We start from the raw sequence: 14,841 nt of genomic DNA, 5'->3' as shown, positions 1-14,841 counted from the left end.
CGAACTATTTCTACCGGCGAACACGCGACCCTCCCCTCGCCAGCACATACAGCAGCCAACGCGCGCAGCATCCAGTACACACAGCGCGTACGGCATCCAGCGCATATGGCATCTAGCGGGCACAGCAAAGCCCCGCCTCCCCACGCTTCAACAGCGCAGGAGGCGGGGCTCGCTACCGAACTAAACCCTATCGGGTCAGCTTGCGGTGCACCACGCGGTGCGGCTTGGCGGCCTCGGGGCCGAGGCGCTCAATCTTGTTCTTCTCGTAGGACTCGAAGTTACCCTCGAACCAGTACCACTGATCCGGGTTCTCGTCGGTGCCCTCCCACGCCAGGATATGGGTTGCCACGCGGTCCAGGAACCAACGGTCGTGAGAGACGACCACGGCGCAGCCGGGGAATTCCAGCAGCGCATTTTCCAGGGATGCGAGGGTCTCAACGTCCAGGTCGTTAGTGGGCTCATCGAGCAGCAGCAGGTTACCACCCTGCTTGAGGGTCAGCGCCAGGTTCAGGCGGTTGCGCTCACCACCGGAGAGCACACCCGCCTTCTTCTGCTGGTCCGGGCCCTTGAAGCCGAACGCGGAAACGTACGCACGCGAAGGCATTTCAACGTTGCCGACCTGGATGTAGTCCAGACCGTCAGAGACGACCTCCCAGAGGCTCTTCTCCGGGTCGATGTTCGCGCGGTTCTGGTCAACGTACGAGATCTTCACGGTCTCGCCGACCTTCAGCTCGCCGCCGTCGAGGGGCTCCAGGCCAACGATGGTCTTGAACAGGGTGGACTTACCCACACCGTTCGGACCAATCACACCCACAATGCCGTTACGGGGCAGGGAGAAGGACAGACCGTTAATCAGGGAACGGCCGTCGAAGCCCTTCTGCAGGTTCTCAGCCTCAATAACGACGTTACCCAGGCGGGGTCCCGGAGGAATCTGAATCTCTTCGAAGTCAAGCTTGCGGGTCTTCTCAGCCTCCGCAGCCATCTCCTCGTAGCGTGCCAGACGAGCCTTCGACTTAGCCTGGCGGCCCTTAGCGTTGGAGCGGACCCAGTCCAGTTCCTCGCTCAGGCGCTTAGCGAGCTTAGCGTCCTTCTTGCCCTGAACTTCGAGGCGGGCGCGCTTCTTCTCCAGGTAGGTGGAGTAGTTACCCTCGTAGGGGTACAGGTTACCGCGGTCAACCTCGGCGATCCACTCGGCAACGTGGTCGAGGAAGTAGCGGTCGTGGGTAATCGCGATGACGGCACCCTCGTAGGACTGCAGGTGCTGCTCCAGCCAGAGCACGGACTCTGCGTCCAGGTGGTTGGTGGGCTCGTCGAGCAACAGCAGGTCGGGCTTCTGCAGCAGCAGCTTGCACAGTGCCACGCGGCGGCGCTCACCACCGGAGAGGTGGGTGACGGGCATGTCAGCGGGCGGGCAACGCAGCGCTTCCATTGCCTGCTCCAGCTGGGAGTCCAGGTCCCATGCGTTAGCGGCGTCGATAGCTTCCTGCAGCTGACCCATTTCTTCCATGAGGGCGTCGAAGTCAGCGTCGGGCTCAGCCATGAGAGCGGAGATTTCGTTGAAGCGGTCCAGCTTGGACTTGATTTCGCCCACGCCTTCTTCAACGTTGCCCAGAACGGTCTTCTCTTCATTCAGCGGCGGCTCCTGCATGAGGATACCCACGGTGTAACCGGGGGTCAGGCGTGCCTCACCGTTGGAGGGCTGGTCGAGGCCAGCCATGATCTTCAGGATAGTCGACTTACCCGCACCGTTCGGACCAACCATACCGATCTTGGCGCCGGGGAAGAACGACATCGTCACGTCGTTAAGGATGACCTTGTCGCCCACAGTCTTGCGGGCCTTGATCATCTGATAAATAAATTCAGCCATAGTTACCTATTTTAGCGTGGATTCGGCTGAGGGTACGAGAGTTTTAGGTTGCATGCTATGCGAAGTACCACGCGGGTACTAGACTCGAAGCTATGAGCACAAACCCCTCCCCCAAACTTCTGGCACCCGAAGACCTCGAGCATGCCGTTGACCGCCTCGCGCTCGCCATGCCGCTGGCGACGCGTGATCAGCCGTTCGGCCCCGAACACACGGTGTACCGGGTGGGCGGCAAAATCTTCGCCATGTACACGGAGGGCATCGGCCACCCCATCGTGAACCTCAAAACCGACCCGGAAGAATCCGAGGTGCTGCGGCGCATCTACCCGAGTATCATTCCGGCATGGCACATGAATAAGCGACACTGGATTTCCGTAGGCGCCGGCGAAGGCATAACCGAGCGGGTTCTGGAGGAGCTGGTGGAGGATGCGTACCTGCGCGTCATGTACTCGCTACCCAAGGCGAAGCGACCCATCGAGTTCCGCGAGCGCCCAGTGCCCGAAAAGCATTAGGGCCTGAAGGAATCTTTTAAACAGCGGAGCGGGCGAGCACCGGTCCGGACCACCGAGTTGCTCACCCGCTAAGCAAAGCACTTTTCTATCCGCGGCTGGGAGGGTCATCAACCACGATGAACGCTCGAACCACCAAGCTCCCATCCCATATATTGCGGGGTCCAGTACCATGCACCACTTGTGTGAATACGTGATAGTTGAGTCGGCTCCCCTGCCAGACCTTCCTATGCAGAGGAGGTACTCACACGGGTGCGCTGAATATTCCCTTGAGTGACTCGGCTGTCTCATGCGATGTAGCCGAGAGGGGATCGCTGTCTTCGCCCGAACTACCGGCACGGACGAAGTGTGCTCTCGGGAACAATCATAACCTTTTTGCATTAAAGTGTCACTTTCGGATTGAAGGATATAGAGGGCATTTATTGACCATAATTCAGGTGTTTTATAGCGCCGAACCCACATATCCAATAACCACGAAATACCTGCAGATTTTATGCCCCGAAAAATCAAGGAGGGGCCACGCTGACCCTTCCTTATACCGCCTCCACATGGGCTAATACCCACTTAAAGCAATATTCAGAAAAGTCAGCGCGACCCCTCACTATATGAGATAAATTCTTCATCTCACATGGGCTTCAGCCATAAATCCGGTCAGACGCAGACAAGCACAGATGTTAGTCGTCGAACTCTACCTTCTCGAAGCTCATGGTGCCGTCAGCGTGAGAGACAACAGTGTTCGGGTCACGCTCACGACGAGCCGCCGCGTACGCATCGTGGCTTGCCTCATCAACCCAGCGGGTCACCACAAAGTAGTCGCCGCCCTCATCCAGGGGGCGCCACAGCTCAAAACCCTCAAAGCCGGGGAAAGAGTCAGCAATGTGGCGGGCAGCAGCGAAGCGCTTCTCCAGCTCAGCCTGGTTGTCGCCAACGACAGCAAGACGGTGAACCTTAACAACGGACATGTGTCCTCCTTCTGTTGAGTACGTGCTTTCAACGATGAAAGCGTATTACCACCTCGCACCACCTATAGGTAGGCTATGTTCTTAGCGAGGTTACCCTCAGAATAACGGTTTGCAGGCACAAAAAATAGGGGTCAGCGCCAACTAACAGTTATATGACGCTAACCCCCATTCAGAGGATTACGAGGCGCTCGCGAGCGCCTATTCGAGGCCTAGGAATTTGCCTCGGGCTGGGCGGTATCGGGCTGAGTAGATTCACCCTGAGGTGCGGTATCCGCCTGAGCGGCGGTATCAGCCTGCACTGCGGGGCTCTTCTTTGCTTTCTTCTGAGCCGCCTTCGCCGGGTTCGCAAAATGCACCCCGCGCTCAGCCAAGAAACGGCGGTCCTTCTTATCCCACTGCTCCACCGGGTACGCCTCCAACAGGTCCGGGCGGCGCTCCAGGGTGCGCTCAATCTGACGGTCACGACGCCAACGCGCAATCGCACCGTGATTACCCGACAGCAGCACCTCCGGCACCTCACGGTCACGCCACACGGCGGGCTTCGTGTACACCGGGTACTCCAGCAGACCGCCCGTGTGCGACTCCTCCTCCAGGGAGGCGGGGTTACCCATCGCGCCCGGAATCAGGCGGGTGATAGCCTCAATCATCGCCATGACCGCGACCTCGCCACCGTAGAGCACGTAATCGCCCAGGGACACGGGCATCACGCGGAAGCTCTCCTGCGCCCAGTCCAGCACACGCTCGTCAATGCCCTCGTAGCGCGCCGGAGCGAAGACAATATGCTTCTCCTCCGCCAGCTCATACGCCATCGCCTGATCGAAAACGGCACCCGCCGGGGACGGGACAATCAGCAGCGGGCGGGTATCAGCGGCGGGTTCGACAGGCTCGGCACCCTCAGTAGAGTCTTCGGAAGCGTTCAGCGGGGAGGCGGCAAGTACCTCGTCCAGGGCCAGGCCCCACGGCTCGGGCTTCATGACCATGCCCGCGCCACCGCCGTACGGAGTGTCATCCACCGTGCGGTGACGGTCAAACGTGTACTCACGCAAATCATGCAGGTGCAGATCCACCAGACCCTTCTCGCGTGCCTTACCCAGCAGGGACAGCTTCAGCGGCTCCAGATACTCGGGGAAAATCGTGACCACATCGTAGCGCACGGACTACTCCCCCGCCTGCTCGGTCGCCTGCGCAGAATCCTGCTCAGCGTCCTCGACCAGGTCAATCAAACCCGCCGGAGGGGTCAGCAGCACAAAGCCGGGCTCATCCTCGGTCGAGGGAACCACCTCGGGCACAATCTCCTCAACAAAAGGAATCATGATCTCTTCACCCGCACCGGATGCAAGACGCGGCGAACGAGCCAGCTTAATCAGCAGCAGATCCTGAACCGGCATGGTCTGCAGACCGGTCACCTTACCCAGCGGCTTGCCCACAGCCGGGTTATCCACGGGGCTCTCACCCTCGGGAACGTCCGCCAGCAGGTACACGGGCAGGTTCACCAGCTCCTGCTCGTAGAAGCCCTCTTCATCGCCCTCATCCTCGGGAACCTCGTAGACCAGGCGGCTGCCGCGCAGCTCCTCAGCCTGGTTGCGGGTAGTCACCTCATCAAAACGGACCACCAGAATCTTCTTGTTCCAGCGGGCACCGGCAACCGTCAGCTCACCGGTGGGCGCCACCGAAGCGGCAGCAGAGCCGGGCTTGAAATTCTCGATACCGAGCACCTCACCGCGGGCAAAACGCTCCTGCGGGGCATCAGTAAAGAGCTGAACCGTCACCTCACCACGAATACCGTGAGGCTTACCGATACGAGCCACCACAACCTGCATATTTTCCCTCCGCTGGATACAAGCTAAAAACCTACGCCGTGCACGTGCACGGCTCCCACTATTCTACCGGGCACTTAGGACGGGCGCATTCTGCCGCACGCACTACCACCGGGACCCGGGTACGCGAAAGCCCCCGCCTTCCGGAAAAACTCCGGGAGCGGGGGCTTCAAGCGTTTACGAGCTAGCGTCGCTTTTTGTCGGTGTCGATAATGTCGATACGCATCGGCTCGCCATCAGAAATAGCGTCCATCACCAGACGGATGCTCTTGGCGGTACGACCAGACCTGCCGATCACTCGGCCCAGGTCATCCGGATGCACGCGAACCTCAAGGGTTTCACGGTGACGCTGAGTGCGCAGGCGCACCTTCACTTCCTCCGGACGATCGACAATCCCTCGAACCAGGTGTTCGAGTGCGTCAGCCAACATAATTACTCAGCTGCTTCCTCAGCCTCAGCCTCGGGTGCTGCTTCCTCAGCAGCCTCTTCAGCCTTCTCAGCCTTGGGGGTGATAGCCTCGGGCAGGATCACGGAACCCTTTTCGGGAACAACGAACTCAGCCTTAGCCTCGACGGGCAGAACCTTGGACTCTGCCTTCTCGCCCTTGAATGCAGCCCAGTCGCCCGAGAGCTTCAGCAGAGCCAGAACCTGCTCGGTCGGCTGTGCGCCGACAGAGAGCCAGTACTGAGCACGCTCAGAGTTGATCTCGATACGCGAGGGGTGCTCGGTCGGGTGGTAAATACCGATCTCTTCGATGGTCTTACCGTCGCGCTTGACGCGCGAATCAGCGATCACGACGCGGTAACGAGGATCGCGGATCTTACCCATACGCTTGAGACGAATCTTAACAGCCACTTTAGTGGTTACTCCTGTTTCATAATTTGGTGCGAGGCACACGGTTCAGCACCCGTGGGGCGGGCCATTCACGGCGCCTCTATGGACACAACGGCGCGCGAAGAGAGGGGTCGCGCGTCGCCGGGTACTCAGCTAGGGTATCAGAGCCCAAGATTTTAAGCTAGCGACACGGAAAAATAATTGCCGCAGGCACCGAACATCACTTTTAAACAGCGTTCTGTTCCCGTGATGTGCCCGGCTGTGCCCGGTCACTCGGCTGTTACTCGGCTCAAATAGCTGCCCCGGCGCCCTCACCGATGAGCTCTAGTCGAGGTTGCTAGGAATTGATGTGGCTAGGAGTCGAGGTTGCTCATCTCCAGAGTCTCCCCCGTCTCCAGGGCGCGGTAGCACTCACGCAGACGCTCCACCATCGACGGACGTACGTAGCCTTCCAGGTTCTCCGGAGCAACCCACTCGTAGGTCACCAGCTCAGCATCCTGCAGGGTAATCTTCGTATCCGCCGCAATCACGCCGCCGTCATACATGTAGTAGGTCGAATCGCCCCACACGCCCAGCGACAAGCCGTGGAAAATCAGCAGCACGCGGCCCAGCTTCACATCCAGGCCCAGCTCCTCCACAATCTCGCGCTCGCAACCGGGCTTGGGAGCCTCGCCAGCCTCCACGGTGCCGCCGGGAAGAATCCAGCCGTCCTTATAGTTCGGCTTCACCAGCAGCATCTCGCCGCGCTCATTACGAATCAGCGCGCCCGCCGCCAAACGGCGCGTGGGCAAGGTGGCGATAAAAGCCTTCAGCTCTTCATCGCTCAGATAGGAATCCTTCATGGCTTCTTTCCTTTAGCGGTCGGTTTTCTTCGCAGCGCGCTGCCTGATGCTACGCACTATACCCAGGGCACGCTCACGCAGTCCAGAGGGTGCCTGCTCCATGGACGGGGCGGCATCCTCCACCGTGCGGTAGTGGCCCTCACGTAGGTCATCAATCAGAGTACGCTTCTTGGTCGAGGGCTGCTCCCCTGCGGTGTCGCCCGGATGCACCAGCTCAGCATCCGCCACCGGGCGGGCATGCTTCTTCCGCTGCATCTCGTCGAAAGAATGCAGAATCGTCGGAATCAGAGCCGTCTCAACCGTGGCATTCAGCGCAAAGAGTGCGGCAGCCACCGAGAACTTACGGCTCGCCTTACCCTGCGCACGGCGGCGGCGCGCCACATTCGCCAGGGTCAGGGCAATAGCGCTTTGAGCCGTCACATCCGCACCCAGGACCAGACCCACGCGGCGGGTCTTCGCACGAATCTGCTCCGGAGTCAGGCGCTTTTTCGAGGCAGGCTTCTTCGAGACAGACCACGCGGAGGGGGATGCCTGCGTTGCCTGAGACGGAACATCTTCAGCAGATGCGTTCTCAGACGGTGCATCATCAGATCCCGCGGCATCAGAAGGCGCGTCCTCAACCGGGGTCGCCTCGGACTGTGAGACAGCAGGCTGTTCTGTTGCGGACTTGGCGGAGTGCGGTGCGAGGGCAGCCCTCAAATGCGCAAGAATAGCTTCTTCTTCCTCCGGGGTGAAATTCCTGCCACCCGTAGGCCGGTTCGCGTCGTCCTTATCGGAATCACGGTCCTGTTCGTAGGGACCCTCGAAGTCGTCAAACGCCTCAGCGTCCAGGAAGTCTTCTTCCTCATCAAGAGTGTCTTCCGGGAAAGACATATGAGTGTACTCGAAGGGAATATGACCTTCGCTAATGGCATCCATCCACTCGGCGAGGGTCACGCGGCGACCGGTCGCAACCAGTCGGTAGCTACGCTCCATGGGCGAGGGGAAATTACCCGGATAGGGCTCAATCTCCTCGTCATCTTCAAAGGATTCATCCTCAAATGCATCCTCCTCTGCAGAGCTGTTCTCAGGGAAAGTGTTCTCAGAGAAGGTAGCCTCGGCAACGGAGTTATCCAGCGGGAAGGTAACGTCCAAAGCTTCAGAAGTCTGCATCTCATCAGCCGAATCAGCCGCATCTGCAGGCTGCGCGAAGCCCTCATCCTCGTTGCCGAAGATGCGCGCCGTACTAATCGACGCCACATCAAAACCGGTGGTCGGAACCAGCGCCAGCTCCGTAGGAACATCCAGCAGCTGCAGCACCGACTCCAGCGCCAGGGTGTTGCTCGTATCGCGCAGGTACGCGTTCAGGCGGCGACCGGTAATGGAATCAGCTTCCACCCCAAACATCGCCATGACATTAGCGATGCCCTGCTCGATTTCATCCTCATCGGAACCGAAAATCTTCGAACCCGAAAGCTCCGGGGCGCTACCGGGAAGCTCTGAGAGCAGATCCTCCAACACGCCGCCAAAACGTGCGACTTCCTCACGGCTGAGGGCACGGTTCAGGCGCTTAGGCACGCGCTGCCAGGTGAACTCCTCCACGATGTTCTCGTAGGGTTCGCCGAACGCCTCCAGGTACCACTCCTCATCCGAGTAGGGTTCGCGGGCGGGCTCCTCATAGACCACCAGGTGCTGCTGGTTCGCGTTGCCCTCAGCAATCAGGGCGTTGCAGTTCAGCAGGCCCAGTAGCGCCATCAGGTCCACCGGGTCGGCAGAAATGAGGGTCCACTCCCCCGCCGGCGCGGCAACAACCTGCCGAGTACCGGCAGGAAGGTACGCCAAAAGAAGCCCGGTAATCATGTCAATGGGCAGGTCAACGAGCATGGCGGCGTCGCCGTCCACCAGGAACTCCAGCTCACCCTGTCCATTGGGCAGCTCCTCCCACACGGTCGCCTCACCCTCAAGGGCGGCACCGGTAACCGGCAGCTGATCCACCAGCTGCGCCACGTAATCCTCAACGGGGGTGCCCACGTGCAGATGGCCGTCAGCGACCTCCAGCACGTTCATGTAGCCCTCATCGTCCACGGCGCACAGCACGTAGAGCTGCACCTGGTGCTCACCCATCTCGTAAGCAATCAGCTCCGGGGAGGCGGCGGTCGCCTCAATGAGGGCGGCAATCAGCTCCTCATCGGTAGTGGAACGAGCCATGATGCGGCGGCGCTGAATCTTCTCCTCCAGCTCCATGGTCTGCTCGATGCGCTCATTGCGCTGCTTCTCAGCGGTGCGCTCCTCATCCTGGGCGCGCAGGTACTCGGGGCTATCCGACTCACCGGTTCCGGCGGGTGCGGGGGCCTCGTCCCACATGCCGGTGAGCTTATCGACGGTCCACTCTTCGCTCTCCAGGGCGGCGGCGAGGCGGTCAACCTTCGTGCGGTCGTTCCAGGCGCGCTGCTTATCGGGGTCTTCCGCCTTCACCTCATCGTGCATGCTGCGGGCTTCACGAATGAGGTTCAGGATGGTTGCGGCAACGTCGTCAACGGCGGGGTCGTCACTCTCGCTGGAGTAGACGAGGTCGCCCGCCAGTTCGGCGGAGTGCTCCCCGTACTCGAGGGCAATACGCGCCCAGACGGGAGTGTACCCGGGAAGGATGCTCGAATCATCGTCGAAATCGCCCACGAGGTCTTCCGAGAACTCGCATGCAGGCTCCTCTACAAACTCAGCGGCAGATGCGCCGGCAGGGTCCTCTACAGCATCATCAGCGAAGGCGCGCTGAGACCACGGCGTGACCTGCTCATTCAGCTGATCATCCGCGTTCTCTCGATTCCAATTCTGCTCGTTCTGAGCCATTGATACCTTCCCTTCACACCATTCATGCACCCAAACCGGGCACCATACCGGTACGGGTGCGCCCGTCACCACGTGCGCACCCGTACCACCCCTTACCGGGCTCATATTTGCTCTTACTGCAGGAACTTCTCGAAGCCCTTCGGCAGGTTCATGCTGGACAGATCCATCTCCTGGTTCTGAGCCTGCTGACCGAATGCAGCACCGGCGCGAGCCTGCTGCGCCTTAGCTGCTGCCGCCTCCTGCGCCGCACGCTTCTGCGGGTTGCCGGAGCGAGCCTTCTTCTTCTTGTTGTTGTTCTTCGCGTTCTTACGAGCGCCACCGGCCGCAGCCGCCATACCGGGCATCTGCATACCACCGGGCATGCCGGGCATCTTGCCCGAAGCGAGCTTCTTCATCATCTTCTGAGCCTGAGCGAAACGCTCCATCAGCTGGTTCACTTCAGACACGGTCACACCCGCACCCTTAGCGATACGGGCACGACGAGAACCGTTAATGATGCGCGGAGCCACACGCTCATGCGGGGTCATGGAGCGAACAATCGCCTCCACGCGGTCAATCTCGCGCTCGTCAAAAGCTTCAAGCTGCTGACGCATCTGAGCCGCACCGGGCATCATCATGAGCAGCTTCTTCATGGAACCAAGCTTACGAATCTGCTGCATCTGAGCCAGGAAGTCCTCAAAAGTGAAGTCTTCCTGATCGATGAACTTCTTTGCCATGCGGTCGGCTTCAGCCTTATCCCACTGAGCTTCAGCCTGCTCAATCAGAGTCAGGATGTCACCCATATCCAGGATGCGGCTTGCCATACGGTCCGGGTGGAACTGCTCAAAGTCAGTGACGTTCTCACCGGTGGACGCGAACATAATCGGCTTGCCGGTCACCGAAGCCACCGACAGCGCCGCACCACCGCGGGCGTCACCATCAAGCTTAGACAGGACCACACCGGTGAAGTCCACACCCTCGTTGAAGGCGTTAGCGGTGTTCACGGCGTCCTGACCGATCATCGCATCGATAACGAACAGAACTTCGTGCGGCTCAATAGCGTCACGAATATTACGTGCCTGCTGCATGAGCTCAGCATCAACACCCAGACGACCCGCGGTATCGACAATCACCACGTCGTGCAGCTTAGCGCGAGCCTCAGCCACACCGTCACGCGCCACCTGCACGGGATCGCCGGTGGGTACGTCAAACTCGCTGGTCACACCGGGGTGCGGCGCGTACACGGGCACGCCCGCACGCTCACCAACAACCTTCAGCTGGGTCACCGCATTGGGGCGCTGCAGGTCGGATGCAATCAGCATCGGGGTGTGACCCTGGCCCTTCAGCCAGTGAGCCAGCTTGCCCGCCAGGGTGGTCTTACCGGCACCCTGCAGACCCGCCAGCATAATGATGGTCGGGCCGCTCTTCGCCATGTTGATGCGGCGGGTCGAACCGCCGAGGATGCTCACCAGCTCCTCGTTCACGATCTTCACGATCTGCTGGGAGGGGTTCAGCGCCTCGGAAACCTCCGCACCGAGAGCGCGTTCCTTCACGTGGGCGGTAAATTCGCGGACCACGGGGACGGCGACGTCAGCGTCGAGCAGGGCGCGGCGGATTTCGCGGACGGTTGCATCAATGTCTGCCTCGGAGAGGCGGCCCTTGCCGCGCAGGTTCTTAAAAGTTGCCGTCAAGCGGTCGGAGAGAGAATTGAACACGAGCCGTGATCACTTTCTTAACGTTGAGGTGGCCCCCAGCCGCGAAGGCGAACGGGGATGGTTAGTCAGTCTTTAAGGATACAGGATGCGCGCTTTCTCCCCCGCCTCCACCTGTGGATAAGTGGCGCCGGTTCACCCTGAGCTCAGGATTTACGCTCAACATCCCCTCCCGCGCCCCTCAGCAAATGCGCGGCAGGTACCAGACTTACCCCCTCATAGAGGCGCAGCTGAAACCCTCAGCAAATGTTCCGCGCCCCACCTCAGCCTGCTCAACACGTCAGATAGATTAGATTTTCTAGACAGCCTGGGTTAGAATTCTAAAGGTGTTACGCACAAATGCGTGATACGCCCGAGTGGCGGAATTGGCAGACGCGCCTGACTCAAAATCAGGTTCTTCGGAGTGTGGGTTCGAGTCCCACCTCGGGCACCAACGCAAAAAGCGGCGGGAAAGCTTGAAGCTTTCCCGCCGCTTTTGCGTATCTACTTCTACTTTTACGCCCACCCGCGCATCGGATGCGGCAACAATAAAGACACAAGAAACCGCCGCCCGGCCGTGAATTCACGACCGGGCGGCGGTTCTATATACCTAGCGTGCAGGCTGAGGATTACCCTCAGCTACGCATCGAAAAAGATTGGTGAGCGGCTTAGCGCTTGACCTCGTTCTCCTCGTAAGGACGCAGAGCCTCGCGCTCGCCCTCAGCACCGTGGACGCGGTGTACCTGAACCATGTTGGTGGTACCTGCGCGGCCTGCGGGAGCACCGGCAGCAACGACGACCAGGTCGCCAGCTTCTGCCAGACCGTTCTTCAGCAGGTACTCGTCCACGAAGTGGAACAGACCTTCCTGATCGGTGATCATCTCAACCTGCTCAGCGTCAACGCCCCACAGCATGGACAGGAAGGAGCGAACCTTCGAGCTGGTGGTGAACGCAACAATCGGGGTCTCGGGACGCAGACGTGCCAGACGACGTGCGGAGTCACCGGACTGGGTGAAAGTAACGATGAGCTTTGCATCCAGCTGGTCAGCGATGTTCACTGCTGCGCGGGTAATTGCGCCACCGCGGGTGCGGGGCTTGCGGTCCAGCTCGGGCACGCGGTACAGGCCGCCCTTTTCGGTATCCTGAACGATTGCAGCCATAGCCTGCAGGGTCAGGATCGGGTACTTACCGACCGAGGTCTCACCGGAGAGCATTACTGCATCTGCGCCGTCGAGGATTGCGTTAGCGCAGTCAGAAACCTCTGCACGGGTGGGGACGGGGTTGTCGGTCATGGACTCGAGCACCTGGGTTGCCACGATGACGGGCTTTGCCCAGCGGCGTGCCATGTCGATAGCCTTCTTCTGGACGAGGGGAACCTCGGAGAAGGGCAGCTCAACACCGAGGTCACCACGAGCGACCATGATGCCGTCGAACTTGTCGATGATGTCCTGCAGGTTCTCAACTGCCTGGGGCTTCTCGATCTTGGCGATGACGGGTACGCGGATACCCTCTTCGTCCATGATCTTGTGGACGGGGTCAACGTCTGCGCCGGTACGGACGAAGGAGAGTGCAATGATGTCTGCACCCATCTTCAGTGCGAAGCGCAGATCGTTTGCGTCCTTCTCGGTCAGCGCGGGCAGGGAGACTGCTGCGCCGGGCAGGTTGATGCCCTTGTTGTTGGAGATCGGGCCACCGACGACCACGCGGGTGCGAACGCGGGTGGGAGTTACCTCAATAGCTTCGAGGCGAATCTTGCCGTCGTCGAGCAGGAGCTTGTCGCCGAGCTTTACGTCGCCGGGCAGACCCTTGTAGGTGGTGCCACAGATTTCTGCGGTACCTTCAACGTCTTCGGAGGTGATGGTGAAGTCTGCGCCGGGCTCAAGGTATTCCTTGCCGTTTGCGAAACGCTCGAGGCGAATCTTGGGGCCCTGCAGGTCGGCGAGGATAGCAACGTCCTTACCGAGCTTTGCAGACTGGTCACGGATGGTGTCGTAGCGTGCCTGGTGCTCGGCGTGGTCACCGTGGCTCATGTTCAGACGGGCGACGTTCAGGCCAGCCTTGATTGCCTCGGAGATCTTCTCGGGGGACTCGATTGCCGGACCGATGGTTGCAACGATTTTTGCGCGCCTCATGTACCTAACCTTTGTGTGTTGTTTCATGTGGCCCCTGAGGGCTCACACTGATTTTCCGGGGAAGACTAATGTCAAATTCCCAATTATTCCCACGTGTTCTAACAGGTAACCACATGCCGGATGCGTGGGACTCTTTCTCAATTATAGGGGTTTTGCGCCCTCTTGGGTATGCTTCTCCCAACTCTTTCCACCGAAGAAATTGTGTTTCACGTCGCATTTTGAACGCCACCCCTCTTCCATCGAACACGCCACAGAAAGTCGATTTTCACCCCCACCACCCCCGCCTCGCCCGGAAAGTAAATTAGGGTGCTTTTTACCCATATCTAGCCAGTACTGCGCAATATTTAGTCTCGTTCGAGAACATTCGAGCATATTTCAAAAACATAGAGACACTCAGAGTGGGCTATGAGAAGATAGATGGGGCATCCAAAAGCTGGGCGATTTCACATTTTCGCGCGCCTAGCCTATATTGGAACCCATAATTAGTATTTGAAATGCGAAATATATCTGGAAGGTTCACAGATGACTACTCGCGTGCTGATTATCTTCGGCTCCACCTACGGCTACACCGAACAGTACGCCACCTGGCTGGCAGAAGATCTGCGTGCACTCCCGCAGGCCCCCGAGGTTGAGACTGTCCCCGCCTCCAAGGTCACCCCCGAGCAGGCTGAGGCATTCGACGCTTTCGTCATTGCCGGCAGCGACTACGGTGGATTCCTCAACGGCGCACCGGCACTTCGCAAGAAGATTCTGCCGATTATTGCGCCCAAGAAGAACCGCACCGCATTCTTCACCGTCTCCTTCACCGGTGAATACTCCAAGAACCTGCTGGACAAGGCCGTCGCCAAGAGCTACACCCCCGAACTGACCGAAGGTCGCCCCGTCTACCACCTGCGTGGCGGCATCGACTTCGACAAGATTTCGCTGGCTCACAAGACCGCCCTGAAGGGCCCGGTGCGCGCATGGCTCATGGCTAACCCGCACCCGAACGAGGGTATTCAGCAGATGCTCGAATGCTACAAGACCGGCAAGGCTGAGTACATCGATCGCGAGACCCTCAAGCCGCTGGTCGAGGACATCGCAAAGTTCCTCTAAGCCTTTCGGGAAACACAAGCTTTCGCCTCTTCCCACCCGTCTCTTTCAGCCGGACATCAGAACCTGAAGGAGCGGGCGGGAAGAGCCGAGATAAACGTGCCAACAGGCACCATATACGTGGTCGATGACTCTTCATCTCTCCTGCATCGACCATGCAACTCCGGGTGCCGGTGCGAGGCCGCGCCAGATACAGTACCCGGAACATGAGGGGTGGGTCTTTGTGTGTGCGGCCCACCCCTTTCCTTATGCCCGCAAGCCAAAGCCCCTGCAGCGTCCCCTCCGACAGAGCA

General features: G+C 59.6%; 12 protein-coding genes and 1 tRNA gene. 3 read left to right on the top strand and 10 right to left on the bottom strand.

The window, feature by feature from the left end; genetic code table 11:
* Window positions 1-187 precede the first annotated feature (187 nt).
* Window positions 188-1,867: an energy-dependent translational throttle protein EttA gene (gene ettA / locus HMPREF2845_RS04295; RefSeq protein WP_070633972.1), complete on the bottom strand. Its 1,680-nt coding sequence runs from the start codon at window positions 1,865-1,867 to the stop codon at window positions 188-190.
* 92 nt (window positions 1,868-1,959) lie between these two features.
* Between ettA and HMPREF2845_RS04290 the strand changes: the two genes are divergently transcribed.
* Window positions 1,960-2,376, top strand: a complete 417-nt coding sequence (locus HMPREF2845_RS04290) for an MmcQ/YjbR family DNA-binding protein (protein WP_070633971.1) — start codon at window positions 1,960-1,962, stop codon at window positions 2,374-2,376.
* Between the two features lie 671 nt (window positions 2,377-3,047).
* Here HMPREF2845_RS04290 and HMPREF2845_RS04285 read toward each other — a convergent pair.
* From HMPREF2845_RS04285 to ffh, 8 genes are all read right to left on the bottom strand, one after another.
* Complete coding sequence (locus tag HMPREF2845_RS04285) at window positions 3,048-3,335, bottom strand: antibiotic biosynthesis monooxygenase family protein (RefSeq protein ID WP_012903365.1); 288 nt, start codon at window positions 3,333-3,335, stop codon at window positions 3,048-3,050.
* Between the two features lie 209 nt (window positions 3,336-3,544).
* Window positions 3,545-4,489: a tRNA (guanosine(37)-N1)-methyltransferase TrmD gene (trmD, locus tag HMPREF2845_RS04280; protein WP_070633970.1), complete on the bottom strand. Its 945-nt coding sequence runs from the start codon at window positions 4,487-4,489 to the stop codon at window positions 3,545-3,547.
* A 3-nt stretch (window positions 4,490-4,492) separates the two neighbouring features.
* The gene (gene rimM / locus HMPREF2845_RS04275; RefSeq protein ID WP_005505693.1) at window positions 4,493-5,155 is read right to left on the bottom strand and encodes a ribosome maturation factor RimM; all 663 of its coding nucleotides are present in this window, start codon (window positions 5,153-5,155) and stop codon (window positions 4,493-4,495) included.
* Window positions 5,156-5,336: 181 nt separating this feature from the next.
* Entirely contained in the window at window positions 5,337-5,582 is a 246-nt protein-coding gene (locus tag HMPREF2845_RS04270; protein WP_070615929.1) for an RNA-binding protein, read from the bottom strand.
* A 2-nt stretch (window positions 5,583-5,584) separates the two neighbouring features.
* Window positions 5,585-6,007, bottom strand: coding sequence for a 30S ribosomal protein S16 (gene rpsP / locus HMPREF2845_RS04265; RefSeq protein WP_005505689.1), 423 nt, complete (start codon window positions 6,005-6,007; stop codon window positions 5,585-5,587).
* A 332-nt stretch (window positions 6,008-6,339) separates the two neighbouring features.
* Window positions 6,340-6,828, bottom strand: a complete 489-nt coding sequence (locus HMPREF2845_RS04260; RefSeq protein ID WP_005505687.1) for an NUDIX domain-containing protein — start codon at window positions 6,826-6,828, stop codon at window positions 6,340-6,342.
* Between the two features lie 12 nt (window positions 6,829-6,840).
* Entirely contained in the window at window positions 6,841-9,654 is a 2,814-nt protein-coding gene (locus HMPREF2845_RS04255) for a hypothetical protein (protein WP_070633969.1), read from the bottom strand.
* 113 nt (window positions 9,655-9,767) lie between these two features.
* Window positions 9,768-11,348 carry a signal recognition particle protein gene (gene ffh, locus HMPREF2845_RS04250; protein WP_049342095.1) on the bottom strand — a complete coding sequence of 527 codons (1,581 nt, stop codon included), beginning with the start codon at window positions 11,346-11,348 and terminating at the stop codon, window positions 9,768-9,770.
* Window positions 11,349-11,695: 347 nt separating this feature from the next.
* Between ffh and HMPREF2845_RS04245 the strand changes: the two genes are divergently transcribed.
* A tRNA-Leu gene (locus HMPREF2845_RS04245) sits at window positions 11,696-11,778 on the top strand.
* A gap of 214 nt (window positions 11,779-11,992) precedes the next feature.
* On the opposite strand, the gene pyk is transcribed toward HMPREF2845_RS04245, so the two are convergent.
* The gene (gene pyk / locus HMPREF2845_RS04240) at window positions 11,993-13,456 is read right to left on the bottom strand and encodes a pyruvate kinase (protein WP_070633968.1); all 1,464 of its coding nucleotides are present in this window, start codon (window positions 13,454-13,456) and stop codon (window positions 11,993-11,995) included.
* Window positions 13,457-13,978: 522 nt separating this feature from the next.
* Between pyk and HMPREF2845_RS04235 the strand changes: the two genes are divergently transcribed.
* Window positions 13,979-14,551, top strand: a complete 573-nt coding sequence (locus tag HMPREF2845_RS04235) for a flavodoxin domain-containing protein (RefSeq protein ID WP_070633967.1) — start codon at window positions 13,979-13,981, stop codon at window positions 14,549-14,551.
* The last annotated feature ends 290 nt before the right edge of the window (window positions 14,552-14,841 follow it).

This window comes from Rothia sp. HMSC065B04, from assembly GCF_001812285.1.
GTDB classification, from domain to species: Bacteria; Actinomycetota; Actinomycetes; order Actinomycetales; family Micrococcaceae; genus Rothia; species Rothia mucilaginosa.
Note: the sequence above shows the minus strand (reverse complement) of the source record. Positions and strands in the feature narration are given on the sequence as shown.